Here is a 24,942-nt window from a genome sequence, read left to right as displayed (position 1 = left end):
GGCACTGGCAAGCCGACGACCAAGGTGATCGAGGAAGCGACCGACATGCTGGCTTTCGTAGCCCGTTGGACAGGCCTCGAAGTAGGAGGGTAGACCGTCACCACCAACCTGGAGTAGTGTCGCTCTCGATACGGATCTCCGCTGAAAGTGCCTGCTTCTGGAGTTCAGCGGTGATGATCGGTGCAACCCTGTCAGCTACCCAGGTCGGTAGTTGCCGGTGCACCTCGCTCGACCAGCGCTTCTATAGGCCTTCGATAGTGAGGTTCCGCCCTTGAAGACAAAACGCGGGAAAGAAGAACATTGCCGCAGAAGTCCGTGTTCACATCTTTCGCATGCGCCTTTTGATTGTGCACAGCCCGCGACAACCGACTGTCACAATTTCATTGCAGGTTCATCTGTTTTCGTTTTCAATGCGAGTTGCTTCAAACGAAGCGAGCTCACGTTGGATCGGGAGGATCTGTCGTGGGACCATACTTGGTCAGTGTATAGCTAAACCAAGTGGAACATCAGGGAGGCACCATGTCCACGAAACTCTTCGTTGCATCCGCAGCGACCCTCGCCTTTTCGCTTTCTTTCGGCGCATCCGCCTTTGCTGCCACGGAGCTGCAGTGGTGGCATGCCATGACCGGCGCAAACAACGAAGTTGTCGATCAGCTCGCAAAGGAATTCAACGAAAGCCAGAGCGACTACAAGATCATGCCCGTCTTCAAAGGCACCTATCCGGAAGCTCTCAACGCCGGGATCGCTGCATTCCGCTCGAAGCAGCCGCCCGCGATCATCCAGGTCTTCGATGCAGGCTCCGGTGTCATGATGGGCGCAGAGGGTGCCATCGTTCCGGTCGCCGAAGTGCTCGAGAAGGGTGGATTCGAGTTTAAGAAGTCGGACTACCTTGCCGGTATCGTTGCCTACTACTCAAAGCCAGACGGCACCATGCTGTCCTTCCCGTACAATTCTTCATCGCCGATCCTCTATTATAACAAAGACGCCTTCACCAAGGCCGGACTTGATGCAGAGAACCCGCCGAAGACATGGCCTGAGGTGTTCGATGCTGCGCGAAAGATCAAGGATAACGGTGCGGCGCCTTGTGGCATGACGTCAACCTGGTTGACCTGGATCCAGACCGAAAACTTTGCCGCATGGAACAATGTTTCCTATGGCACAAATGAAAACGGGCTTGCTGAAGGCACGGTCGAGCTGAAGATCAATTCGCCGCTTTATGTGCAGCATTTCCAGTCCATCGCAGACCTAGCCAAGGATGGTGCGTTTCGTTACGGTGGCCGCACATCTGAGGCAAAGCAGCTCTTCCTGTCAGGCGAGTGCGCCATCATGACCGAGTCGTCGGGTGGTCTGGGTGACATCGTGAAGTCGGGAATGAACTACGGTATCGGCCAGCTTCCCTACTACGAGGGCAATGGCCCGCAGAACACCATTCCGGGCGGCGCCAGCCTCTGGGTCTTTGGCGGCAAGAGTGATGAGGAATACAAGGGCATTGCCCAGTTCTTCAATTTTCTGTCTCAGACAGAGATCCAGGCACGCCTGCATCAGGTTTCCGGCTATCTGCCGGTGACCAATGCCGCCTACGAGGCGACCAAGGCGTCGGGGTTTTACGAGAAGAACCCGGCGCGTGAAACGCCGATCCTGCAGATGACCGGCAAGGCGCCGACCGAAAACTCCAAGGGCGTCCGTCTCCCGAATCTGCCCCAGGTTCGTGACATCATGAACGAGGAGTTCGAAGCGATGTTGGCCGGTTCCCAAGATGCCAAGACGGCGCTTGACCGCATCGTCGATCGCGGCAATGCGGCCATCGCCGCCGTCTCCAGCAACTGATCTGCCAGACCCAAAACACTGTCCGCATCGTCAGGTGCGGGCAGTGTTTTTTTCTTCGGCCGACTGAGGAGCTTCACCTTGCACACGGTTCACTTCCCGAACAAAATCCTGCCCTACCTGCTCTTGGCGCCCCAGATCATATTGACCGTGGTCTTCTTTTTCTGGCCCGCGAGCCAAGCGATTTATCAGTCCATGCTCAGGGAGGATCCCTTCGGGCTGAAAAGCACCTTCGTGGGGTTTGCCAATTTTTCGGATATCCTTTCGGATCCCAACTATCTCCATGCGTTCCAGGTAACGATCATCTTCAGTGCGCTGACCGCTCTTGTATCGATGGCGGTTGCGCTACTTCTGGCGACGGCCGCTGACAAGGTTGTTCGTGGCCAAACCTTTTACCGCACCCTATTGATCTGGCCCTATGCCGTGGCTCCTGCCGTTGCCGGTATGTTGTGGCTCTTCATGTTCAACCCAGCCATGGGAACCCTGGCATATCTGCTGCGCTCAACAGGCTTCGACTGGGATCCACTTCTGAAGGGCGACCAGGCGATGGCTCTCATCGTCGTTGCCGCTGCATGGAAGCAGATCAGCTACAATTTCCTCTTCTTCGTCGCCGGTCTTCAGGCAATTCCGAAGTCCCTGATTGAAGCTGCCGCGATCGATGGTGCCCGTGGCAGCCGACTCTTCTGGACGATCATCTTCCCGCTTCTGGCACCGACGACCTTTTTCCTGCTGGTGGTGAATACGGTCTACGCCTTCTTCGATACCTTCGGCATCATCCATTCGGTAACCGGAGGCGGCCCCGCGAAAGCCACTGAAACCCTGGTGTACAAAGTTTACAATGATGGCTTCGTAAACCTGAACCTCGGCTCATCCGCAGCGCAGTCCGTCATCCTGATGATCATCGTGATTGGCCTGACCGCCTTCCAGTTCCGCTTCGTTGAGAAGCGGGTCCATTACGGATGAGGACCGGACATGATTGAAAATCGACCCATTGCCAATCTGATTGGCCACCTGATCCTCGTGATCGGCATCATCATCGTTGCCTTTCCAATCTATTACACGTTCATCGCCTCATCGATGAGTTCGCAAGACATCATCCGCCCCCCGATGTCACTGCTCCCGGGCGGCCATCTGGCGGAAAATTATAAAGAATCCATGTCCACCGGCGTCGAGCGTGTTGTCGGAGTCAGCCTTGAGCGCTTGCTCTTCAACTCGTTCGTGGTTGCGATCGCAATTGCCGTCGGCAAGATCATCATCTCGTTCCTGTCGGCATTCGCCATCGTCTTCTTCCGCTTCCGTTTCCGGATGTTCTTCTTCTGGATGATCTTCATCACCCTGATGCTGCCGGTCGAAGTGCGCATTCTGCCCACCTACAAGGTGATCGTGGATCTCGGATTGATAGACACCTATGCGGGTCTGACTTTGCCGTTGATGGCATCAGCCACCGCCACCTTCCTCTTCCGCCAGTTCTTCCTGACAATTCCAGGCGAACTGGTCGAAGCTGCGCGAATCGACAACGCCGGCCCCTTCCGCTTCATGAAGGATATCCTCCTTCCGCTTTCGACCACCAACATCGCAGCGCTCTTCGTGATTTTGTTCATCTACGGCTGGACCCAGTATCTCTGGCCTCTTCTGGTCACGAATGACGCAAAGATGAACACGATCATCATCGGCTTGCGCCGCATGGTCGATTTCACCGACGCCTCCACGCCCTGGAATTACGTCATGGTTACGGCGATCCTCGCAATCATCCCTCCCATCGTTGTCGTCGTTCTGATGCAGCGATGGTTCGTCAAAGGTCTTGTGGAGACAGAAAAGTAATGGCCCAGATTGTTTTGAACGATGTCCGCAAGATCTATGGTAATGTCGAAGCCATCAAAGGCGTGTCTCTAGAAATCGCCGATGGAGAACTGGTTGTCCTCGTTGGGCCTTCAGGCTGCGGCAAGTCCACGCTGTTGCGCATGATAGCCGGGCTTGAGAGCATTTCGGGCGGCGAGATCGCGATCGGGGGCCGGGTCGTGAACAAGTTGGAACCCTCTGAGCGAGACATCGCCATGGTGTTCCAGAACTACGCACTCTACCCCCACATGACGGTTCGCCAGAATCTGGCCTACGGCCTGAAAAACCGCAATATGCCAAAGGACGAGATTGACCGGCGTATCGAGCAAGCTGCAAAGGCGCTCGAGATCGAACAGTTCCTGGAACGCAAACCGCGGCAACTGTCCGGTGGCCAGCGCCAGCGTGTCGCTATGGGCCGCGCCATCGTGCGGGAGCCGGCGGCCTATCTCTTCGACGAGCCGCTGTCGAACCTCGATGCAAAGCTTCGCGTGCAGATGCGCGTCGAGATCAAGCGGCTGCAACGCTCGCTTGCCACGACCAGCGTCTACGTTACCCATGACCAGATGGAAGCGATGACGCTCGCCGACAGGCTTGTGGTCCTGAATGCCGGACGCATCGAACAGGTCGGCACGCCGATCGAGCTCTATGAGCGTCCGGCCACGACTTTTGTGGCGACCTTCATCGGTTCACCCTCCATGAACCTGCTTCAGATTGCGAGGGCGACCGGTAGCTGGTCCATGACCGACGCGTCGGTTCCAACCGGGACCGCCACCCTCGGCATCAGACCGGAAGACCTCCATATGATCACGGATGTGCCCGGGGACGAGATCTTCACCGCAAACGTCAAGGTCGCCGCGGTCGAGCTGGTTGGGGCTGAAAGCTATGTCCATGGAACGCTCGCCGATGGCAGCGACATCGTCTTCCGCGTGGCAGGTCGCTCGCGGATCGAGATGGACGACATGGTGCAGATCGGCGCAAGGGCATCTGACTTGCATTTCTTCGACGCGAATAGCGTTCGTCTCGACTGATGCTACGGGTGAAGGTCTAGCGGGGTCATATCCAGGCCCCGCTCGACACCGCGGCAATACGGAAATCATTTTCTGACAAGGCTGGCGCCTCCAATTGCGATTCGACGGAAGATGGTGTCGGAATGTCACCTGAAGTCTTCGACCAGGCGATGGAACCCTATACGACACGCTCGATAACCGGTGGCTCGGGACTCGGACTGGCATTGGTCTACGGGTTCGTCCGTCAGTCAGGCGGTAAGGTCAGGATCACCTCTCGTCTGGGAGAAGGCACACGCGTGGCGCTTTGTTTTCCTTCCGTCCAAGTCAGATACGACACCGAAACAGGCTGATTGTGAGCAGGTCTGACCTTGGCCTATGGCCATTGCTGTTGAGTTCAGCAGGGTTTGATTCGTTTCATTTCGCGTTAGCCCACCAGATCCGGTGTAGTGAATTGTCAGCAAACAAATTTATTCGGCCTGAGTGGATCACGGCGAGTGGAAAACTGGATCGAACTCACGCGAAAATTAACAACTTTGATCGCTGATTGATTTTTTTTGGCGGCATGTGGGATAGCATCATTTGATCCTTCTTTGGATCGAACCGGCGCTGTTGCGGCGACTTGTCTCGAAGCTATTTCGAAAGTCGGTTCATCAAATAACAAGAGAGACCTAACGAGAAAATTGAAACCATCGATCACTTGTTTGTCAACGTCACGAATGTCGAGCAGTCAGCTCAATGGTACCAGCGGGTGCTTGGAATGCGGCGAGTGGACTATGGTCAAGGTGCAGATCATTCGCGGACAGCGATGCTTTTTGGAGAGCAGAGGGTTAATCTTCGGTCGGTAGCTGTAAGCACGCAAGAGTGGTTCACTGCCGATCACGATGCTGCAGGCCGCGATGATCTCTGCTTCCTTAGTCCTCTCGCTTTCCAGCGTCAGATGCGTCTTCTGGAAGCACGACAACTCCTGTCTACAGGCGGCAAGAGCGTCTCAAGCGTGGCGTTTTCAGTAGGGTATATAAGTCCTTCGCAGTTCAGCCGTGAATACAAAGGCATGTTCGGCACGTCGCCCGTCGCTGATCTTACAATCCCCGAAGCCAAGACAGCTGTACGACGGTGATCTAATAAAGGCTGGCGGCCCAGACAATCGATGAGCTTGGCCGCATGGGGCCGAAAACGGCCTGATGCCCACGTGAAAAACCGCCCGACTAATTCAACAATATGGACGCAATGCGGTCATGGGCTCATGATTGTTGACTACCGATCAACAAAAAGCTTCTCGAAGTCAGACCGGAACACACCGTGTTTCAACACACGAGAACCACACGTCGTATACTAGTTTCGCAATAATAATATAGTCATGCCGTCGTGTCGCTGGGCGATGATCTCGCCCGTTCACTCGGTGTCAATATTCTGCAGGCCGTATCCTCACCCTCATTGCTGTAACATTGCTGGCAGGGGCCGGAACAGCTGCTTATGGTCCAGTCGGATTTGTCGGGTTGATGGTGCCGCATGTGGTGCGCTGGTTTGTCGGACCCGATCAACGCTGGATCATCCCGCTGACGATGATCTATGCACCTGTGCTGCTGCTGTCCGCCGACATTGCTGGACGGCTGATCTTGTTCCCCGGCGAACTCGAAGCTGGCATCATGAGCGGGGCGATCTTCCAGTCATTGACCCGCAATCCCTTGGGCTCGCCTGATATCATTGGTTTCTCGGCGGGCTCCTACACCGGAGCACTGGTTGTCATGTTGCTTCTGTCGGGCGGCTATTATGAGACGGCAGCCGGGGCGCTGATTGGTGGCATCATCACGGCGATGGCCGTTTATCTGCTCGCCTACCGGCGTGGTGTGCAGGGTTTTAGGTTGATCATCGTCGGTATTGGTGTGGCCGCCATGCTCTCTGCCTTCAACACATGGATGATCCGCGAGGCCGATCTGCAGGTTGCGATGTCGGCTGCCATCTGGGGCGCAGGCTCGCTCAATGGTCCTGGCTTCGAACAGCTTCTGCCTGTTGTCATCGTGCTGTGCCTCGTCTCGCCGCCGGCACTTTTTCTGTCGCGCCCGATGCGCCAGCTTGAGGTGGGCGATGACATGGCGCGCGCATCAGGCGTTAACGCCAACTGAACGCGCGCTTTGCTGGTGGTGTGTGGTGTGGCGCTGACCGCCATCGTCACCGCTGCAGCAGGACCTATCTCCTTCATTGCACTGGCTGCACCACAGATCGCCCGGCGAATTACCTGCTCGGCTGGTGTTGCGTTGATACCATCTGCCCTGATGGGTGGTCTTCTGCTGCTGGCTGCCGACTGGGCTGCACAACATGCATTCGGGGTGCAGCTATCCGTTGGGGTGATGACGGTCAGAATCGGCGGCATTTATTTTCTCTGGCTTCTTACGCGCGAGGGTCGCAAATGACCGACACAAACACCGGCAATAGCGAAAGCACCAATACCCATTCCTGTACAGATACCAACCCGAACTCGAACCAACAACCAAGGCCAAAACCTAATTCCTGCACATCCGGCCGCACGTTTGCATGCGGACAGTGTGACGCTGCGCTTTGATGAGTGCACCATATCGTAGAACCTGTCAGTATCGATCCCCGACGGTTCCTTCACCGTCATCGTCGGGCCGAATGCCTGCGGCAAGTCCACGCTGCTTCGAGCCCTGTCACGGCTGCTGGCACCGTCATCGGGTCAGGTGATCCTCGATGGCACAAGCATGACCGACATCCCCGCTAAGGAAACCGCAATAAGATCATCGAAGGCGTCATGGCAGATGAAATGAAACGCTTCCTATACTTTCGCTCATTCAACCACTCGAAAATGCGTTCGCCGGACGCTGGCGATGGTATGTCGGAGCGAGGTTTCGGGTGGGGCGGCGCGAGGAAGCCGCCGGTCTGATCCGTAGTGGAACGCCTCGCCCCGCCAATCGGACGAGGCGTCGGAAACCTATGGCACCCGTACGGTGACCCGCAGGAACGAGGCGGGGATCGTCGTGGCGTCATTGGTCTTGGCTTGGTTCTGGCGGTTGAACAGCAGATCAAGCTCATTCTGCAATTCCTCGCCGTTTCCAGTCTTGGCTGCCGCCTCGAAGGCATTCATGGTCGGACCATAGAAATTACGGAACTGACTGAGGAAATTCGTGGCCGGGCCGGGGTAATTGAATGTGTAAGTATCTTTCTCGCAGGTGATGTTAACGGGAGGAATGCCGGCGGCTTGGAAGCGCTCGATCACGTTGGCTTCCACGCCCCAGGTCATCGGACTGATGAAGCCTTCCGGCGGAGGCGGTGAATAGACCGAGCTGATCCTGAGTATCTGCGCCACGAGGGTAGGGTCGCCGGGGATCCAGTTGCCCATGACGATCCTGCCGCCGGGCTTGGTGACGCGCACCATTTCTCTCGCGACATCGCCGGGCCTGGGTGCGAACATGGCGCCGAAGATCGAGACGACGACGTCGAATCCCCTGTCTTCGAGGTTGACCAGATCGCTCGCGTCGCCCTCTTCGAAGCGAATGTTGGAAAGCTGTAGGGCCTTGGCACGGGCATTGCCGGCCGTGACAAGATTACGGGCGATGTCCACGCCCACAACATTCGCGCCGGCCTGCGCCGCCGGTATCGCTGTCGTACCGTCCCCGCAACCGAGGTCCAGCACCCTTATGCCTTTTTCGACGCCGATCGATTTAACGAGGGCCTCACCGCTTTCGCGCATGGCAGCGGCAATACGAGTGAAGTCACCCTTTTCCCAGAGCGCCTTGTTGGTGTTGGGAAGGGGAGTGGTGGTCAGATTGAGATCCATCGGAATTTCCTTTCGTGGTTTGAACGAGACCAACCAATCACTGGCTCGACCCGCCAGATAGTGCAGAAAGTGGAGCAAGCCGATACAGATTGTTAAGCGCTGGCTCTGGTTGCGGCCTGATGCTCCGGAGCGGCGGCATAGCTGCTACGCACCATCCATGTTTCCAGCGTGGCAATCAGCTTGCGGTCGCCGATCAAGACGAGAGAATTTGAATTGATTTCACTGCGCAGGGTCGACCATCCCATCCAGGCCGAGGTCATCGCCTTCAGATCGGCCCTTATGAACAGATCGACGTCATGGCGTGGATCGAGCAGGCAGAGATCTACGGGGTGACCCGGACGGGCCACGAGCCAATAGTGCCGCTCGCTTTCGATCAGTTCCGGATAGGTGAACTGGATGACCGTCGTCGTGCCTCGCGGAAAGGCGCTGGTATCGATCTTCTGGCGCATGTTCCACATCAACAGACGCGCATCAAGTTTGCTAAGCGAGACTTCCTTGTCGATATTTCGATGCGCCCATTTGCCTAAAGCCTGCACCACGGGCTTCAATTCGTCAGCCATGGCGGTCGTGGTGTAGCCCGGCTCACCAGCATCGCTTTCGACACGACGAACCAAGCCGTGCTGTTCCATTTCCTTCAGGCGTTTCGACAGGAGAGTAGGAGAGATACCGGGCACACCGCGGCGGATCTCGTTGAAGCGCGTGGCGCCGTGCGACAGTTCACAGAGGATCAGCAGTGTCCAGCGCGGTTCGATGATGTCGCAAGCTTTGGCCACGGGGCAAAAGCTGTCATAGCAGTCGGAAGACATGATTACCTCCCAAAGAAACCATTCTTAATACGGCCTTTGATGGCGTCCAGTCCTGAAAGTGTAGCACTTTCTGGCGGCCGCGTATTAGCTGTCTGGATTGCGTAGAACTGCGCTGCTCCCATCGCCCTGGGAAACGTCCGTTCTTGGCCCAACCTGCGTAGGAGATCTGATGGCGGTAGAACCGACAGTCCGTCTCCGGCCCGATAACGCTGACGGTGCGCCGGACAGGAACGTCGGCTGCCGAGAACCCGACCAGGAGATTGGAATGGCGACAATGGCTCGGACGCGGTCATAGGGGATCGCGCCTTCCTAATCGACAATCGAATGGGATCAGTCATGCTTGTCTTGCGAAGGACCTTTTCCGCTAAGGAATAAATTCCGAGACGATCGGAGAATAATGGAGGCCAGCCGCCGGAAATATCGCGCGGCGTTTGCAGGATCTCCGGTTCGATTCCGTTCAAGAGTATACAGGCCCATGATCACCTCCGTGATGCCATAAAGTGAACCGTTGCGCACTGGCAGTATCCGCTACAGCCCGGCCAGTCGGGATTAAGTTTTTGAAGGTCTGGCCTGATCGCACGAACGTGAAGCAGTGGAACTCCAGTCGCTCAACGCAGTGGGTTGGTCGGAGAACGACGCGAGGTCCGCACATGTTCAAACCACCATTTGTGATCGTATTTGCCGCACTCGCAGCTTCTCCAGCTTTTGCTATATCCCGCTATGACACGCCGAGCATGACATGTTCTGCGGTTCAGCGAACGATTGACCAGGAGGGCGCGGCCATACTTCGCTACCCATCCACGCGTGTGAAAAACATGACGCTTTACGACCGCTATGTCAGGAATAGTCGGCAATGTGAATTCGGCGAAAACGCTGAACGGACCACGGTTCCGACACGTGACCGACAGAACTGTTCGGTGTACCAATGTGAACCGCGCTGCAGCCCTTCAGCTTTTCGCGACTGCTGAGCGTTCACGCAATATCGTTAATAGCACGCCGCGAGCCGGCAATTTTTCAAGGTTTGATATTCATCTGGATCAGTGCGGTTTCCAACTCGATTCCAGAAATCGGCTTCGAAAGGTAAAGCGCTTCATTGGGGAGAATGCCTTGAGATGGACTGTAGCGGCCGGAGATAACGACAATCTTGCAATGCGGCCGTTGCTCTTTGACACGGTGAGCCAGACGAAGACCATTGATTGAGCCAGGCATGTCGATATCGGTCAGCAGCGCAGAAATGGCAGGCTCACGCTCCAGAACCTCAAGTGCTTGATCAGCATTAGCTGCTTCAAGCACTTGATAGCCAGCGTCAACCAGCATGTCGACGAGATCCATTCTGATCAATCCATCGTCTTCCACGACAAGCAAGCGGTCGGACTTCATTCAATGTTCTTTCTGAAATGTTTCAAGGTCAGCAGTGATGAAGCAGCGAATGCCTTCGGGACCATATTCTATGTTGACCGAACTATCGGATGTGCCGTTTAAACCGGCCGAGATGAGACGCATGCCAGAGCCGTTGGACGCTGGTGCAACAATGCACGGCACTCCGCTCTCAATCCATTCCAATTCGAAACGATCCCTCTGAAGTCCCCCGACACGCCATTTAAGATCGATCCGTCCAGTGGCTAATGACAGAGCACCATGCTTTACGGCATTGGTGGCCAATTCGTGCAGTATAAGCGAGAGCGACAGAGACGGTCGCGAGCCAATCCGCAGGTCTGGACCCGATGTCGAGATGCGAGGCTTGGCGACGTCGTCGTGCAGCGCAGTCATCTGACCAACCAACTGCCGGACTGTGGAAGAACCGCGTCCACCCTCCAAGATTACGTCGTGAGCATCGCTCAACACTGAGATCCGGTCCGACAATCTCTTTCGCGCTGTCGCGATATCTGGGGCTGTCCTCAGCGTCTGTGAGGCAATAGCCTGAACCATAGCAAGCTGGTTTTTCAGCCGGTGACCAAGCTCATGTGAAAGAAGCGTCTGGCGCTCTTCCTCAGCGCGGAGTTGAGTAACGTCCTGAGCCTGCACCAGAATTCCAGTCACTGAGCCGTTTTCACCCCTCATCGGTTGGTAGACGAGATCAATCAGACGGGTCTGCATCTCTCCTTCAGGGCCACGGTTGAGCTCAACCGGGAGGTTCTTCGCGATGAACGGCTCTCCGGTAAAATAGACATCATCGAGTATTTTGATAAATCCTTGCCGAACAACCTCGCTAACCGCCTCGGCCACCGTCTTGCCGATGATCTCGCGTCCAACGCCGATCATCGCGTAATATTGCTCGTTCGCATAATCGAAGGTGTGATCCGGACCGACAAGCATGGCAATACCGCCCGGATTAAGCTCGAATACCTGCATGAAGCGTTCGCGCTGCGTGCGTTCCTTTCGGGCCATCGCTACCTGGGCAGTTATTTCGTTGCAGGCGCAGAACATACCCAACACTGTTCCCCACGGATCTCGCACGGGCGTGTAGCTGAAGGCGAAGTGGGTTTCCTCAGGATAGCCGTTGCGATGCATGGTGAACTGGATATCGTCCATAGCCGTGCCATGTCCGTTGTAAGCCGCGGTGATAATCGGATCCACCTGATCCCAAATATCGTGCCACAAATCACGGAAAGGCTTCCCAAAGGCATGTGGATGGCGGTTTCCACACATTGCCGCGTAGCCGTCGTTATAAAGCGTGATCTGGGATGGGCCCCACACCATAAGCATTGGCTGGAGCGAACCGAGCATGACGTTTGTCAGGGTCTTCAGTTCGACGCCCCACTCCTCCATCGGCCCAAGGGGCGTCAAGGCCCAGTCAAGGTCGCGGAAGAGACGCCCGCAATCCGGGTTCGTAGCAGTCATACATTTTCCTGAAGTTGAGCCCAATCCAACAGCGCGTGAACGCAACTGTCGTCCTTATGTTCCATAAGAATGCAATGTTTGTGCAATTTTACGGACCTGCGCGCCCATGTCAGGACGAGAGATGTTGTTGACAATCCCGTTGTTCTTTTTCAGCTTCGTCTTTGATATAGAGTGGGCCCATCTGAAAACCTCTAAAAATAGATATCCCTATTTATACCGAAACGATATCCAAACTGTAATAACAAAGACTAAAATAGCCGGATTTGGCCTGTTTTTTCAACGGCGTGAACGTGCTTCGGTTGCTCTTCAATTTTGACGGTTGGAACCGATACAGGCATAGCCGCAGACGACAACAGCATTTTATTCTCGTCTATCGGATCCCACTGCTTGAAAACTTTGCATCCCATTGCTCAAGGATGTGCGCCGGGGTTTCCATTCATCGCGAAACTCAAGGGAAAGCGTGTTGCGCGCGCTATTGGATGGGTCGGTCATTCTATCAATTCTTGGGATTCTGGTTGTTGAGCCGCGATCAACGCGCCATGCTGACGCAGGTGGTGGCGAAACAGGTCGGGATAGGTGTCGATAACGGCGTCCGTGACGCTGGATCGCTCGGCAAGTGCCACGCGCCACGCCGTCACACGGGGCAGACCAGCAAAGATCGGGTCCACCAGTTGGCGATTGAGGATCCCGAAATAGCGGAACAGAGGCGCGTAGACCGCATCGACCAGACCAAATTCTGCTCCGCCGAAATAAGGGCCGTCGCCCAGTTCGGCCTCGATCTTGCTTAGCCGATCACGGAAGGCGGCTCGCCGGACGTCGGCGGTCGCCATGTCCTTGGCGTGGAGGAACTGCCAGCCCTCAGTAAAGGTCTGGGTGGCGAATTCGATCCACGCGCGATGTCGAGCGCGCAACAACGCATCGTCGGGATACATCGCCGCGCCGCCCTGCGTCTCGTTCAGATATTCGCAGATGACCACGCTTTCGAAAAGGATTGCGTCTTCGCCGCTCAGTTGGCGCACCTTCAGCACCGGTACCTTGCCGGTCGGCGACAGGGCCAGAAACCAGTCGGGCTTGGCGGATAGATCGATGTTGACCCGGTCAAACGCCACCCCCTTTTCGAGGAGGACGATCGCGGCACGCTGGACGAATGGGCACAGCGGGTGGCTGACAAGAGTGAGGTTTTGCTCGGTCATGATGGTGTCTCGATGCACTCTAGATCAGAGCGACTGGCCGCCCGACACGTCGAATGTCGTGCCGTTGGCCCAGCCGAAATCGTCGGACAGGATCGCCGCGACCGCGCCGCCGATGTCGTCGGGCTGACCGACGCGGCCAAGCGCGATCTTGCTCGCGACGAAGGCATGAGCCTGTTCGTCGTCGCGGACCCGACCACCGCCAAAATCGGTGGCGATGGCACCAGGCGCAATGGCGTTGACGCGGATCTGCCGCGCGCCGAGTTCCAGCGCCATGAACCGGGTCAGCGTCTCGAGCCCCGCCTTGGCCGCCGCATAAAGGCCGAAGCTGGCCATCGACGTGCGGGTGAAGCCCGTCGACACGTTGAGGATGCGTCCGCCATCGGCGATGATCGGTAGCAATGCTTGCGTCAGGAACACCGGTCCGCGCAGGTGCATGTCGATCATCATGTCGAACTGTTCCTCGCTGGCGTCCGCGACCTGCACGTGGACGACCGCACCGGCGTTGTTGACCAGATAGTCGAACCGGTCGCTGCCGAAGCGGCTCCGGAGCGTCTCGGCGAAGGATGCGGCAAAGACCGGAAAGCTCGCCATCTTGGTGACGTCGAGCGCGAGCATCGCCGCTGTGCCGCCAAGCGCCTCGATCTCGCTTACCAGCGCATCGGCTTCCGCGGCGCCTTGGTGATAGGTGCCGACGATGCCCACACCGCGACGGGCGAGGTGCAGCGCCATGCTGCGACCGAGGCCCCTGCTGGCGCCGGTAATGAGTGCAATCTTCTGTGACATGGCTACGTTCCTTGTGATTTGGATTTTCCGGACGGCACGCCGCTGAGGCGTCGCGTTCGCTGCCAGTGGAATAGGCGATCGCTGTGTCCGATACCCCGCCTAATGCTCTCAATTGTTTGCCTGATTGTCTCAAGCGCTTTGCATGCGTGAAGATTGGTGCCACAGTCCTAGGCATGACCGATAACCTACAGCCGCATCGCGATCTCGCATTCCGCCATGGCCGGACCGGAATGACCTTGACGCCAATCCCGCGCTTGGAAATCGGCGTAGGACAGGCAACCTCAGGAACCTCGCCGTGTCTCTACCGCTCGATGATCTGCTTCATTCTGCAGGGATCGAAAGAGGTGGTTATCCATGACGACCTGCTGCGTTACGACGCGTCTCAATATCTGGTTAGCGCACTCGATCTGCCGTTGAGCGGACAGATCCATGACGCTGACAACGGCAGCCCTTACGTGTCGGTTTCGCTGGTCCTTGATCCGGCTCTTCTCGCCGAGGTCGCATCGACGATGCCGGCGGTGCGTGACGCGGAATCACCAGGCAGCGGCATTGCGATCAATCCGATGACGCCCGCGCTGCGCGATACGCTGCTACGACTGCTGGCGTTGCTCGACACGCCGGCGGACATCCCGGTGCTCGCGCCGATGGCCGAACGCGAATTGCTCTATCGTCTCCTGCAAGGCCCGCAGGGGCGACTGTTGCGCCACATCGCCCGCCCGGAAGGCGCGATCGGCGGCATCCGCCGCGCGGTAGAATGGATTCGAGACCACGGCAATAGGCGGCTGCGGATCGAGGCGCTGTGCGAAGCCGCCGGCATGAGCCGCGCCAGCCTTCACCGCCACTTCGTTGCGCTGACGGGACTGAGCCCGATCCAGTATCAAAAGCAGCTACGCCTTCAGGAAGCACGTCAATTGCTGCTCGCTGGCGACCGTAGCGCCTCCGATGTCGCCTATGCGGTCGGCTATGAAAGCGCCTCGCAATTCAGCCGCGAGTATCTGCGGCACTTCGGAGCTCCGCCTGTACGCGACGTGCGCAAGCTCAGGCAGTCGATCGACAATCAAATAATCAATTAGACGGCCGTCAATTGGCTGGGAAGTTGTCCACACAAATCGGCCAAATCGTCTCCTGTCAAAGGTTTTGATATGAGCGTCTTGGGCCAACTTTGGACGATATTCGGCTCCCGTCAGCTAGAGGATAGGCGAAGAAGCGTATGACCTCAGCTCGCCGATTAGAGAAGTGGCCGCATAGCGGGGCGGGACCGGCTACGCCCCGGATCATGATCGCTTCCGTCTAGAACGACGACGAGCGCGTATTTTGCTGAAATCATCACTCTTCATCAGCGCACCAGAACGATAGCAACAAGCCTTAGCAGCTTTCTGATATGCATCCTCGAAAGCCGGGTGCCGGCCAAGGTTGCTTTACGGTTTGCCCAATTTACCCGTGCCCTTGGCCGGTGATCAACAGCCTACAGATGCCAGCTTGACGTGCCTTTGGGTATCCACCCAAGCCGCTCTTTGCCTCCGGATGAGAACCGTCTCCGGACGACAACGAAGCGACATCGCGTCCGCGCCAGAAGCTCGGTATGGTCGGAGCAAATGCTTCTATGGTCACCGCAATCGTTCATGCAACGCCGGCCCGCAGGACAACATGGCTTAACGGTTATATCGTTCTCGGTCTTCGGCCGCAGATCGGCGCTGTCGCAATAGGTTTTTTTTGACGGGAGACGCAGCAGGCTGCCAAAACTCACATGGAGCGAGGTTGTTTAAAGTCGATGCCGATGAGGTAGGCCACTGCGGTGTTTTCTGCTGTGATATGTACCGAGTCATCGAAACCTATCTCGACGAGAGCATCAAACGCGCCGGCTTGCAACGGCCGATCTTCGATAACGCACTGGGCTCGCTCCGTAAAAACGATGATTGAAACATCATGCTTGCCGGTGACCGTTTTGACGGTCGCCAAATCCAGACGTTTCATCACATGGGTCGCGTGATCGCGCAGCGTCATGATGTTGAGATCAGTTGTTTCCCCGCCATCATTGACTGCCTCGACAATAGCCTCTCCCAAGAAAGTGAAAGGCGTCCCAAGCGCTACAAGTTTCGGGCTTGGGTTGCCGTCAACGATCAATTGTACGGTATTGCCTTTCAGCGCGACGATGGACCGGTCGATACCAGGAAACACGGAGAAAGGGCCTGAACCCTTGATCGTGGCGAGGCTGACCCGCCACAGGAATTGCGCGCCATCCACGGTAGACGGTTCCAGCGCCACCTCATGGGTGACGCCGAGGCCATTTTTCCATGGCATTGTTTTGTGTTCCCTGGCGCGCAAAAGTCTCATTGTGCTGCCTCAGTTTCCAAGAATACCGGGCAAACGAAGGCCCTTTTCCTTCGCGCAATCCAGCGCGATGTCGTAACCAGCATCGGCATGGCGCATCACACCGGTTGCCGGGTCGTTCCACAGCACGCGCTCAAGACGTTTGGCGGCATCATCAGAGCCATCAGCGCAGATCACAACGCCGGAGTGCTGCGAAAAGCCCATGCCAACGCCACCACCATGATGCAAGGAAACCCAAGTTGCTCCGGATGCCGTGTTGAGAAGGGCGTTGAGCAGTGGCCAGTCGGATACGGCGTCCGAACCATCCTTCATGGCTTCGGTTTCGCGGTTTGGAGACGCGACCGAGCCGCTGTCGAGATGGTCACGACCAATCACGACCGGCGCCTTCAATTCACCGTTTTTGATCATTTCGTTGAAGGCGAGAGCCAGGCGGTGTCGATCACCCAGACCAACCCAGCAAATACGCGCCGGCAGGCCCTGGAAGGCTATCCGTTCGCGTGCCATGTCCAGCCAATTGTGCAGGTGTTTGTTGTCTGGCAGCAGTTCCTTGACCTTGGCATCCGTCTTGTAGATGTCTTCCGGATCGCCGGAAAGAGCGGCCCAGCGGAAGGGGCCAATGCCACGGCAAAACAGCGGACGAATATAGGCCGGAACGAAGCCTGGGAAAGCAAAGGCGTTTTCGAGACCTTCCTCCTTGGCCATCTGGCGAATATTGTTGCCGTAGTCGAGTGTCGGAACGCCCATGTTCCAGAAATCCACCATGGCCTGAACCTGAACCTTCATCGAAGCACGGGCAGCGGCTTCAACGGCCTTCGGATCGCTTTCCTGCTTTTCGCGCCATTCGGCGACGGTCCAGCCGGATGGCAGATATCCATGAATCGGATCATGTGCCGAGGTCTGGTCCGTGACAACATCAGGGCGAATGCCGCGCTTCACGAGTTCCGGGAAGATATCAGCGGCATTGCCAACAAGACCCACGGACTTTGCTTCACCCGCCTTGGTCCACTGGTCGATCAGGGCCAGTGCTTCGTCCAGCGTGTGCGCTTTTGCGTCGACATAACGGGTGCGCAGGCGGAAATCGATGCGGGTTTCATCGCAATCGACGGCAAGGCAGCATGCGCCTGCCATGACAGCGGCGAGAGGCTGAGCACCACCCATGCCGCCAAGACCACCGGTCAGGATCCATTTGCCGGTCAGATTGCCGTTGAAGTGCTGGCGACCCGCTTCAACAAACGTTTCGTAGGTTCCCTGAACAATACCCTGCGTGCCAATGTAAATCCACGAACCGGCAGTCATCTGGCCGTACATGGCCAGACCCTTGCGGTCGAGTTCGTTGAAATGTTCCCAGGTTGCCCAATGTGGAACGAGGTTGGAATTGGCAATCAAGACACGGGGCGCATCCTTGTGGGTGCGGAAAACACCCACCGGCTTGCCAGACTGTACCATCAAGGTTTCGTCTTCGTTGAGGTCTTTTAATGTGGCGACGATACGGTCGAAATCTTCCCAGGTGCGGGCTGCACGGCCAATGCCACCGTAGACGACCAGCTCATGCGGACGCTCTGCTACATCGGGATCCAAGTTGTTCATCAGCATGCGCAGAGGCGCTTCTGTCATCCAGCTTTTGGCGTTCAGCTCAGTACCCTGCGGGGCGCGGATTTCGCGTTCGTTATGGCGTGGGTTTGTCATGCTTTATCCCCTTATCGTTTGCTGGCGAGCGCAAATTGCTCCATGCGCGTCAGAATGGTTTTGAGATGTGTGCGAAGCTGTCCGGCCTTGTTGTCGTCATAGGCAAAGGGCGGTGCTTCCGTGATGAGGTGGGTGGATTGCGCCAGTTCCATTTGAATGGCGTGTACTCCGGTCTGTGGCTGGCCGTAATGACGGGTTGTCCAACCGCCCTTGAAACGACCATTCAGGATGCTGGTGTAACCTTCGGCGGCTCCGGTCACCTCAACCGTAATCCTCTCAATGGCTGGATCACAGGTTTTGCCGAGATCGGTACCGATGTTGAAGTCTGGCAGCTTGCCCTCGAATAGAAACGGAATATGCGAGCGAATGGAGTGGCAGTCATAGAGAATGGCGATGCCGTGAATGGATTTTACCCGCTCGATTTCGGCCGCAAGCGCGGCATGATAGGGTGCGTGAAATGTCTGCAACCGGTGGGCAATATCGGCTTCAGTTGGTTCACATCCGTCCTTCCAGATCGGTTTACCGTCAAAATCCGTGTCCGGAACAAGCCCGGTGGTGTTCTGGCCGGGGTAAAGGCTGGTGCCGGAGGGATCACGGTTTGCATCGATGACATAACGATGGAAGGTAGCGCGCACTGACGTCGCATCTTCCAGCAGATCGCGATAGAGGTCATGAATATGCCAATCGGTATCAGCCAGGATCTTGCCGTTGTCATTCAGACGGTCATGGATATCTGCCGGAACTTCGGTGCCGGTGTGTGGCAGACCGAGAATGATCGGTGAGGTCCCCTGGCGAAGCTCGAAAACCGGCATGTTTACGCCTCCAGCTTCGGCAGAATACCGTCGGAAATCGCGGCGACCAATGCGCCGGATGCGACGAGGTCGGAGGCGTGCTTGAGATCCGGCGCCATGTAACGGTCGTCCTCCAGAGAAGGGATGATGGCGCGAAGCACGTTGATTGCCTTTTGCAGTTCCGGGCTGGTTTTCAGCGGACCGCGAAGCTCGACGCCCTGGACAGCCGAAAGTGCCTCAATGCCGAGAATGGCGAAGAGATTTTCGGTCATGGGGAGAAGACGGCGCGCACCATGGCATGCCATGGAAACGTGATCTTCCTGATTGGCAGAGGTCGGTGTGGAATCCACGGATGCCGGATGCGACATCTGTTTATTTTCGCTCATCAGTGCCGCCGAAGTTACCTCCGCTATCATCAGACCGGAGTTCAACCCAGGCTTTTTGGACAGGAAGGCGGGCAGGCCGTAGGAGAGGGCTGGATCCACAAGAAGCGCGATGCGACGCTGGGCAATGGCACCGATTTCGCAGATCGCAAGGGCCGTCTGATCGGCTGCGAAGGCAACTGGTTCTGCGTGGAAGTTACCGCCGGACACCACCGAATTGTCAGAGAGAACCAGCGGATTGTCAGTTACCGCATTGGCTTCGATTTCCAGTGTGCGGGCAACCTGTCGCAACAGGTCAAGGCACGCACCATCGACCTGCGGCTGGCAACGAATGCAATAAGGGTCCTGTACGCGTTCGTCGCCTTCGATGTGGCTGACGCGAATTTCTGAGCCTTCGAGCAGTTGACGCAGGGCAGCACCGGCATCGATTTGGCCCTTGTGGCCGCGCAAGGTGTGAATATCGGGATGGAAAGGCGCGGACGATCCCATCGCCGCGTCCGTCGACAATGCGCCAGTGACAAGCGCTACTTGTGCAGCGCGGTGAGCCCGGAACAGGCCAGCCAGCGCGAGCGCTGTGGAGGTCTGTGTTCCATTGATCAGTGCCAGGCCTTCTTTCGCGGCCAGTACGACAGGTGACAGACCTGCCTTTGACAAAGCCTGTGCTGCAGGAAGTGCATTGCCTTCATAGAAGGCTTCGCCTTCGCCCATCATTACGGCTGCCATATGCGCAAGGGGTGCCAAATCGCCGGAGGCTCCGACCGAACCCTTCTCGGGAATGACCGGAGTAACGCCTTTCTCCAGCATGCCCTCGATCAGGCGGATCAGGTCCAGCCTTACACCGGATGCACCACGGCCGAGTGAAATCAGTTTCAGCGCCATGATAAGGCGAACAACGTTTTCTGGCAGTGGAGCGCCGACACCACAGCAATGCGACAGGATCAGATTACGCTGAAGGGTGGCGACATCGGCGGCATCGATCTTGATCGAGGCCAATTTTCCAAAGCCGGTGTTGATGCCATACACTGGAGCATTGCCAGCTGCGATTTCGGCGATGCGGTTTGCCGCTTTTTCGATGGCAGCATCAAAGCTGCGGTCGAGGACGACATTTTCATTTTGCCAGTAAATTCGGGCAAGATCGGCAAGCGGCACTGAGCCGGGATGAAGTGTAATGGTCATGAATGACCTCCCATAAATGAAGGCGAGAGAGCGCTGACATCGCCGGCGAATACGCGGGCATGCAGTGGGTTGAACCCTATGCGGTAAACCAGTTCCGCGGGTTCGTTGATGTTCCAGATAGCAAGATCTGCGCGTTTGCCGGCCTCGATGGTGCCGATCTCGGCAAGGCGGCCAAGTGCGCGCGCAGCTTCGCGGGTGATGCCGGCAATGCACTCATTCACTGTCATGCCAAAGAGAGTGGCCGCCATGTTCATGGTCAGCAGCAACGAGGTCAGCGGAGAGGTGCCGGGATTGTTGTCTGTGGCCAGAGCGATTTTGGTGCCGTGTTTGCGGAACAGATCAACCGGCGGCTTGCGGGTTTCCCGGATGAAATAAAACGCGCCCGGCAACAGGACGGCAACCGTTCCGGCCTTTGCCATGGCAGCCGCGCCTGCATCGCTTGTATATTCGAGATGGTCGGCTGAAAGCGCACCGAATTCGGCGGCAAGGGCCGCTCCCGACAGATCGGAAAGCTGGTCTGCATGCAGCTTTACCGGCAGGCCAAGTTCCAATGCGCTGTTAAAAACCACACGCATTTCCTCAGGCGAAAAAGCGATGCCTTCACAAAAGCCGTCGACAGCATCCACCAGCCCTTCAGCATGGGCTTTGTGCAGAGCTGGCAGGACAACATCCTGAATGAAGTTGACGTTTCTACCCTTGTATTCTGCTGGCGTAGCATGGGCGCCGAGGAAGGTCGTGTTGACTGAGACGTTGCGGGCTTTCGCCATCGTGCGGGCAACCCGCAACATCTTCAGTTCATCTTCAACTGTCAGGCCGTAGCCGGACTTGATCTCGACCGTGGTGACGCCTTCGGCCAGCAGTGTGTCCAGACGTGGCAGGCTCTGGGCAATCAGATCATCTTCACTTGCCAACCTTACCTGCGATACAGATGACACGATGCCGCCGCCAGCGCGGGCTATTTCTTCATAGGTTGCACCGTTCAGGCGCATCTCGAATTCGCGGGCGCGATTGCCAGCGTGCACCAGATGGGTATGGCAATCGATGAGGCCGGGCGAAATCCAGCGACCTTCGCAATCGATGGTGTGTGTTCCGGCCGGAGCGCTGATCTCTTCAATGGGTGCTACCTGAAGGATAACACCGTTCTCAATCAGGATCGCACCGTTTTCAATGATACCGAGATCGGAACGGTCGGATTGCATCGTCATCAGACGAGCATTTGTCAGAAGCGTTTTCATGGAAGTCTCTCCGGCTCAATGACCGATGTGTTGCCAATCACCGCAGACAGGGTTGCAACATCGGTATTCAGAGGGCGGTCATCATGGTAGGCCGCAATATGCGTACGGATCAGCTCGTACACCTGGCCGGTCTTCACAGCCTTGGCAGCAGGCTTCGGCTGCACGTCATAGGCTTGTGCGGCGGCCAGCAGTTCGATTGCCAGCACGGTCTGCAGGTTTGAAACGATCGAAAGGGCCTTGTCCGCCGCCGGTGTCGCATGGGTGAGGATATCTTCCTGCAATGCAGAGGTGATCCCACCATCAAGACTTGCCGGGGCTGCAAGACGACGGTTTTCCGCAACCAGTGCTGCGGCCGTATATTGAATGATCATGTAGCCGGAGAACACGCCGCCTTCGGCCGCCAGAAAGGCAGGCAACCCGCTGACAAGCGGATTAACGAGGCGGTCGATCCGCCGCTCGGAGACCGCGGCCAGTTCAGCCGCTGCGGTTGCCAAACTGTCCATCGCCAGACCAAGTGCGGCACCCACAGCATGGGCCTGTGAATGGACCAGCGGGTTGTTGGCGCTGCCGGTGACGACTGGATTGTCGGTGACGCTTTCCAGTTCCTGATTGACGACATCGCCAGCGTTTACGAAGGCGTCTCTGACGGCTCCGTGTATTTGCGGCACGGCGCGCAGGCTCAACGGGTCTTGCGTACGGCTGCCAGCGGACTGCGCCAGCAGTTCACTTCCTGCCAGCCAGTGACGCAGTGTTTTGCCAACCTGCTGAAGTCCTTGCGACTTGCGCAAGGCAAGCGGCTCTGCTGCAAACGGATCGGACTGACTGCCAAGATTTTCATAGGTCATGGCGGCGCTGACATCCGCCCAGTCGAGCAGACCTTCCAGCCGCGACAAGGCAAGGCTGGCCAGACCGGTTGCGCAAGGCGTGCCGTTGACGAGGCTCAAGCCTTCTTTTGCCTGAAGTGTCAGGGTCGAAAGACCCGCCTGTTTCAGAGCCTCTGCTCCAGAGATGACGTTTCCTTCAAAAACGGCTGTGCCTTCACCAATCAGCACCGTTCCGATCGCGGCTGCATGGGTGAGGTATCCGATAGAACCGCCCAACGGAATGACCGGCAATATGTTGGCATTCAAAAGTGTGAGCAAAGCTTTGACGGTGTCTGGATGAATGCCGGAAAAGCCGTGCGCAAAATTGGCAATCTGTGCGGCCATAATGGCACGTGTCGGTGCCTGTCCTAGTGCTGGGCCAACACCACAGGAATGACTGAGCAGGATATTGCGTGACAATGCCTGCTGTTTGTCCCTGTCGATGATGACATCACACAATGCACCAACACCGGTGTTGATGCCGTATCCACGAATACCGCGCTCCACCAATGCATCGACAATGTCGCGTGCATTAGAAATTCGCTGCCATGCCGCTTGCGACAACTGCAGTTCGGCTCCATTGGCAATCGCACCGATGTTGCGCCAGGTCAGCGGGCCGTCGAGGATGATGGTCTCAGGCATGGGGTGTCACTCCCGCACGTCGTTGAACGAACCGTGCGACATAGTCATTGGCCGGATTGTTGAGAATCTCATGCGGCGTTCCGACCTGAACCAGCTTTCCATCCTTGAGAATGGCGATTTCGGCGCCAATGCGCAGCGCCTCATCCAGATCATGGGTAATAAAGATGATGGTCTTGGAGAGGTTCTTTTCCAGCTGCAGCAACTGATCCTGCATATCGCTGCGGATCAGCGGGTCGAGCGCAGAAAATGCCTCGTCCATCAGGATCACGTCGGTGTCTGCGGCAAGGGCTCGCGCCAGTCCGACACGTTGTTTCATGCCGCCAGACAGCTGATGCGGGAACTTGTTCTCGTAACCTGAGAGGCCAACCATCTCGATCCATTTCATGCCGATCGGATTGGCGTCTGCCTTGCTGAGGCCCCGCACGCGCTGGCCGTAGGTGACGTTCTGCAACACGGTGCGATGCGGCATCAAGCCGAAGTTCTGAAACACCATGCTGACGCGGCGTGTGCGGAATTCACGCAGGTCACGGGCGGAAAGATCGAGCACATTATTGCCGTCAAAAATGATCTCACCGCTGGTCGGTTCGATCAGCCTGTTGATGTGGCGAACAAGTGTTGATTTTCCTGAGCCGGAAAGCCCCATGATCACAAAAATCCGTCCGCCGCCGATCTTAAGGCTGATGTCGTTCAGGCCAACACTGCATCCTGTCCGCGAAAGGATTTCGGATTTTTCAACGCCTTCACGCGCCAGTGCCAACGCAGCCTTGGAGTTCCCGCCAAAAATCTTGAAAACGTTTTTGATTTCGATGTCAGTCATTGTGGCCGTCCTTTTGTCTGGATTGACCAAGGCTCTGGGTGATCCGGTCGAGCACGATGGCGAGAATGACGATACCAATGCCAGCTTCCAGACCCTTGCCGACGTCCAGTGTCTGGATGCCGTTGAGAACCTGTTCGCCAAGGCCGCGTGCACCGATCATCGAGGCGACGACAACCATGGAAAGCGCCATCATGATTGTCTGGTTCAGACCGGCCATGATGGTGGGGGTTGCCAGTGGAAGCTCCACACCGAACAGGATTTGTCGTGGGCTACCGCCAAAGGCTGTCGCAGCTTCAACCACTTCACTGTCAACCTGACGAATGCCGAGGTCGGTGAGGCGGATCAGTGGCGGAACCGCGTAAATGATGGTGGCGAGAACGGCGGGTACCTTGCCGAGACCAAACAGCATGATGGCCGGGATAAGATAAACGAAACTCGGCATGGTCTGCATGACGTCGAGAACAGGAAGGGTGATGCGCCGCATGATGCTGCTTTTGGCCAGCCAGATGCCCAGGGGCACGCCGATGGCAACCGAAATGACCGTTGAAATCAGCATCAGTGCCAGGGTCTGCATCGTCAGATCCCAGAGACCGAGAGCACCGACCACCATCAGCAATATTCCGACCATGGCGACCAGAGAAACCTTGCGGCTTGCAAACCAGGCAAGCGCCATGAAGGCAATCAGGACTGCCCACCATGGTAAACCGCGCAAAATCCATTCGAAGAATAGAATGGCTTGCAGGATGGTTTGTGAAATTGCTTTGAATACAAAGCCGTAATTCACAACAAGGTTTTGTACGAACTCGTTTATCGGCCCGCGAATGGAAATGTGTAAGGCATCAGGAAACATCGCTTAAGCCCTCGGTATGGGAGACGGAAGAAAAGAACAGGGGCAGGGAATGTGCAAGGTTGCGGCAAACGCTGTTGGTTCG

20 protein-coding genes and 4 pseudogenes are annotated in these 24,942 nt (G+C 56.8%); 9 read left to right on the top strand and 15 right to left on the bottom strand.

The features are described from left to right. Positions 1–115: 115 nt before the first annotated feature. Positions 116–309, bottom strand: a pseudogene (locus PYL13_RS27060) (hypothetical protein); the annotation flags it as partial. Positions 310–519: 210 nt separating this feature from the next. Between PYL13_RS27060 and ugpB the strand changes: the two are divergent. From ugpB to PYL13_RS17595, 8 genes and pseudogenes are all read left to right on the top strand, one after another. Then, on the top strand, positions 520–1,827 hold the full coding sequence (ugpB, locus tag PYL13_RS17630) for a sn-glycerol-3-phosphate ABC transporter substrate-binding protein UgpB (RefSeq protein WP_275642508.1): 1,308 nt from the start codon (positions 520–522) through the stop codon (positions 1,825–1,827). 78 nt (positions 1,828–1,905) lie between these two features. Continuing rightward, on the top strand, positions 1,906–2,787 hold the full coding sequence (ugpA, locus tag PYL13_RS17625) for a sn-glycerol-3-phosphate ABC transporter permease UgpA (protein WP_250985647.1): 882 nt from the start codon (positions 1,906–1,908) through the stop codon (positions 2,785–2,787). Between the two features lie 9 nt (positions 2,788–2,796). Beyond that, entirely contained in the window at positions 2,797–3,645 is an 849-nt protein-coding gene (gene ugpE / locus PYL13_RS17620; RefSeq protein WP_250985648.1) for a sn-glycerol-3-phosphate ABC transporter permease UgpE, read from the top strand. Then, positions 3,645–4,691 (top strand): sn-glycerol-3-phosphate import ATP-binding protein UgpC, encoded by a 1,047-nt coding sequence (locus tag PYL13_RS17615; RefSeq protein WP_250985649.1) that lies wholly within the window; start codon positions 3,645–3,647, stop codon positions 4,689–4,691. The genes ugpE and PYL13_RS17615 overlap by 1 nt, the downstream gene beginning before the upstream one ends. 104 nt (positions 4,692–4,795) lie before the next feature. Further along, positions 4,796–5,020 (top strand): annotated as a pseudogene (locus PYL13_RS17610) (ATP-binding protein); the annotation flags it as partial. A 347-nt stretch (positions 5,021–5,367) separates the two neighbouring features. Next, the gene (locus tag PYL13_RS26960; RefSeq protein WP_368077691.1) at positions 5,368–5,787 is read left to right on the top strand and encodes a helix-turn-helix domain-containing protein; all 420 of its coding nucleotides are present in this window, start codon (positions 5,368–5,370) and stop codon (positions 5,785–5,787) included. Between the two features lie 328 nt (positions 5,788–6,115). Further along, a pseudogene (locus PYL13_RS17600) lies at positions 6,116–7,081 on the top strand (iron chelate uptake ABC transporter family permease subunit). A 117-nt stretch (positions 7,082–7,198) separates the two neighbouring features. Further along, positions 7,199–7,423: pseudogene (locus tag PYL13_RS17595) on the top strand (ATP-binding cassette domain-containing protein); the annotation flags it as partial. 194 nt (positions 7,424–7,617) lie between these two features. Here the strand turns inward: PYL13_RS17595 and PYL13_RS17590 are convergent. The 6 genes from PYL13_RS17590 to PYL13_RS17565 form a co-directional block, all read right to left on the bottom strand. Further along, complete coding sequence (locus PYL13_RS17590; RefSeq protein WP_275642507.1) at positions 7,618–8,463, bottom strand: class I SAM-dependent methyltransferase; 846 nt, start codon at positions 8,461–8,463, stop codon at positions 7,618–7,620. Between the two features lie 92 nt (positions 8,464–8,555). Next, on the bottom strand, positions 8,556–9,269 hold the full coding sequence (locus tag PYL13_RS17585) for a winged helix-turn-helix transcriptional regulator (protein ID WP_275642506.1): 714 nt from the start codon (positions 9,267–9,269) through the stop codon (positions 8,556–8,558). 1,014 nt (positions 9,270–10,283) lie between these two features. After that, entirely contained in the window at positions 10,284–10,649 is a 366-nt protein-coding gene (locus PYL13_RS17580) for a response regulator (protein ID WP_275642505.1), read from the bottom strand. Continuing rightward, complete coding sequence (locus PYL13_RS17575) at positions 10,650–12,110, bottom strand: PAS domain-containing sensor histidine kinase (protein WP_250985678.1); 1,461 nt, start codon at positions 12,108–12,110, stop codon at positions 10,650–10,652. Between the two features lie 488 nt (positions 12,111–12,598). Continuing rightward, a complete protein-coding gene (locus PYL13_RS17570) occupies positions 12,599–13,303 on the bottom strand; it encodes a glutathione S-transferase family protein (protein ID WP_275642504.1) in 705 nt (234 codons plus the stop codon). A gap of 24 nt (positions 13,304–13,327) precedes the next feature. Further along, the gene (locus PYL13_RS17565; protein ID WP_275642503.1) at positions 13,328–14,086 is read right to left on the bottom strand and encodes an SDR family NAD(P)-dependent oxidoreductase; all 759 of its coding nucleotides are present in this window, start codon (positions 14,084–14,086) and stop codon (positions 13,328–13,330) included. 173 nt (positions 14,087–14,259) lie between these two features. On the opposite strand from PYL13_RS17565, the gene PYL13_RS17560 reads away from it, so the two are divergent. Continuing rightward, positions 14,260–15,159: an AraC family transcriptional regulator gene (locus PYL13_RS17560; RefSeq protein WP_275642502.1), complete on the top strand. Its 900-nt coding sequence runs from the start codon at positions 14,260–14,262 to the stop codon at positions 15,157–15,159. A gap of 670 nt (positions 15,160–15,829) precedes the next feature. Here PYL13_RS17560 and PYL13_RS17555 read toward each other — a convergent pair. From PYL13_RS17555 to PYL13_RS17520, 8 genes are read right to left on the bottom strand one after another with little or no spacing between them, the layout of a single operon-like run. Continuing rightward, entirely contained in the window at positions 15,830–16,420 is a 591-nt protein-coding gene (locus PYL13_RS17555; protein WP_275642501.1) for a HutD/Ves family protein, read from the bottom strand. Positions 16,421–16,429: 9 nt separating this feature from the next. Continuing rightward, entirely contained in the window at positions 16,430–18,103 is a 1,674-nt protein-coding gene (hutU, locus tag PYL13_RS17550) for a urocanate hydratase (RefSeq protein ID WP_275642500.1), read from the bottom strand. Positions 18,104–18,114: 11 nt separating this feature from the next. Further along, a complete protein-coding gene (gene hutG / locus PYL13_RS17545) occupies positions 18,115–18,915 on the bottom strand; it encodes an N-formylglutamate deformylase (protein WP_275642499.1) in 801 nt (266 codons plus the stop codon). A gap of 2 nt (positions 18,916–18,917) precedes the next feature. Further along, positions 18,918–20,453 (bottom strand): histidine ammonia-lyase, encoded by a 1,536-nt coding sequence (gene hutH / locus PYL13_RS17540; protein WP_275642498.1) that lies wholly within the window; start codon positions 20,451–20,453, stop codon positions 18,918–18,920. Next, the gene (hutI, locus tag PYL13_RS17535; protein ID WP_250985685.1) at positions 20,450–21,688 is read right to left on the bottom strand and encodes an imidazolonepropionase; all 1,239 of its coding nucleotides are present in this window, start codon (positions 21,686–21,688) and stop codon (positions 20,450–20,452) included. Before hutI ends, hutH begins: the two co-directional genes overlap by 4 nt. After that, entirely contained in the window at positions 21,685–23,193 is a 1,509-nt protein-coding gene (locus PYL13_RS17530) for an HAL/PAL/TAL family ammonia-lyase (protein ID WP_250985686.1), read from the bottom strand. The genes hutI and PYL13_RS17530 overlap by 4 nt, the downstream gene beginning before the upstream one ends. Beyond that, positions 23,186–24,010 carry a quaternary amine ABC transporter ATP-binding protein gene (locus tag PYL13_RS17525; RefSeq protein WP_192489378.1) on the bottom strand — a complete coding sequence of 275 codons (825 nt, stop codon included), beginning with the start codon at positions 24,008–24,010 and terminating at the stop codon, positions 23,186–23,188. The genes PYL13_RS17530 and PYL13_RS17525 overlap by 8 nt, the downstream gene beginning before the upstream one ends. Beyond that, positions 24,003–24,860 (bottom strand): ABC transporter permease, encoded by an 858-nt coding sequence (locus tag PYL13_RS17520; RefSeq protein WP_192489377.1) that lies wholly within the window; start codon positions 24,858–24,860, stop codon positions 24,003–24,005. The genes PYL13_RS17525 and PYL13_RS17520 overlap by 8 nt, the downstream gene beginning before the upstream one ends. Between the last annotated feature and the right edge of the window lie 82 nt (positions 24,861–24,942).

The organism is Agrobacterium sp. Azo12, from assembly GCF_029193765.2.
Lineage (GTDB): Bacteria > Pseudomonadota > Alphaproteobacteria > Rhizobiales > Rhizobiaceae > Agrobacterium.
Note: the sequence above shows the minus strand (reverse complement) of the source record. Positions and strands in the feature narration are given on the sequence as shown.

Excerpts from the sequence above, each read along its gene's own strand:
- ugpB (WP_275642508.1), top strand. The coding sequence starts at position 520 with ATGTCCACGAAACTCTTCGTTGCATCCGCAGCGACCCTCGCCTTTTCG.
- ugpE (WP_250985648.1), top strand. The coding sequence starts at position 2,797 with ATGATTGAAAATCGACCCATTGCCAATCTGATTGGCCACCTGATCCTC.
- PYL13_RS17615 (WP_250985649.1), top strand. The coding sequence starts at position 3,645 with ATGGCCCAGATTGTTTTGAACGATGTCCGCAAGATCTATGGTAATGTC.
- PYL13_RS17590 (WP_275642507.1), bottom strand. The coding sequence starts at position 8,463 with ATGGATCTCAATCTGACCACCACTCCCCTTCCCAACACCAACAAGGCG.
- PYL13_RS17585 (WP_275642506.1), bottom strand. The coding sequence starts at position 9,269 with ATGTCTTCCGACTGCTATGACAGCTTTTGCCCCGTGGCCAAAGCTTGC.
- PYL13_RS17580 (WP_275642505.1), bottom strand. The coding sequence starts at position 10,649 with ATGAAGTCCGACCGCTTGCTTGTCGTGGAAGACGATGGATTGATCAGA.
- PYL13_RS17575 (WP_250985678.1), bottom strand. The coding sequence starts at position 12,110 with ATGACTGCTACGAACCCGGATTGCGGGCGTCTCTTCCGCGACCTTGAC.
- PYL13_RS17570 (WP_275642504.1), bottom strand. The coding sequence starts at position 13,303 with ATGACCGAGCAAAACCTCACTCTTGTCAGCCACCCGCTGTGCCCATTC.
- PYL13_RS17565 (WP_275642503.1), bottom strand. The coding sequence starts at position 14,086 with ATGTCACAGAAGATTGCACTCATTACCGGCGCCAGCAGGGGCCTCGGT.
- PYL13_RS17560 (WP_275642502.1), top strand. The coding sequence starts at position 14,260 with ATGACCGATAACCTACAGCCGCATCGCGATCTCGCATTCCGCCATGGC.
- PYL13_RS17555 (WP_275642501.1), bottom strand. The coding sequence starts at position 16,420 with ATGAGACTTTTGCGCGCCAGGGAACACAAAACAATGCCATGGAAAAAT.
- hutU (WP_275642500.1), bottom strand. The coding sequence starts at position 18,103 with ATGACAAACCCACGCCATAACGAACGCGAAATCCGCGCCCCGCAGGGT.
- hutG (WP_275642499.1), bottom strand. The coding sequence starts at position 18,915 with ATGCCGGTTTTCGAGCTTCGCCAGGGGACCTCACCGATCATTCTCGGT.
- hutH (WP_275642498.1), bottom strand. The coding sequence starts at position 20,453 with ATGACCATTACACTTCATCCCGGCTCAGTGCCGCTTGCCGATCTTGCC.
- hutI (WP_250985685.1), bottom strand. The coding sequence starts at position 21,688 with ATGAAAACGCTTCTGACAAATGCTCGTCTGATGACGATGCAATCCGAC.
- PYL13_RS17530 (WP_250985686.1), bottom strand. The coding sequence starts at position 23,193 with ATGCCTGAGACCATCATCCTCGACGGCCCGCTGACCTGGCGCAACATC.
- PYL13_RS17525 (WP_192489378.1), bottom strand. The coding sequence starts at position 24,010 with ATGACTGACATCGAAATCAAAAACGTTTTCAAGATTTTTGGCGGGAAC.
- PYL13_RS17520 (WP_192489377.1), bottom strand. The coding sequence starts at position 24,860 with ATGTTTCCTGATGCCTTACACATTTCCATTCGCGGGCCGATAAACGAG.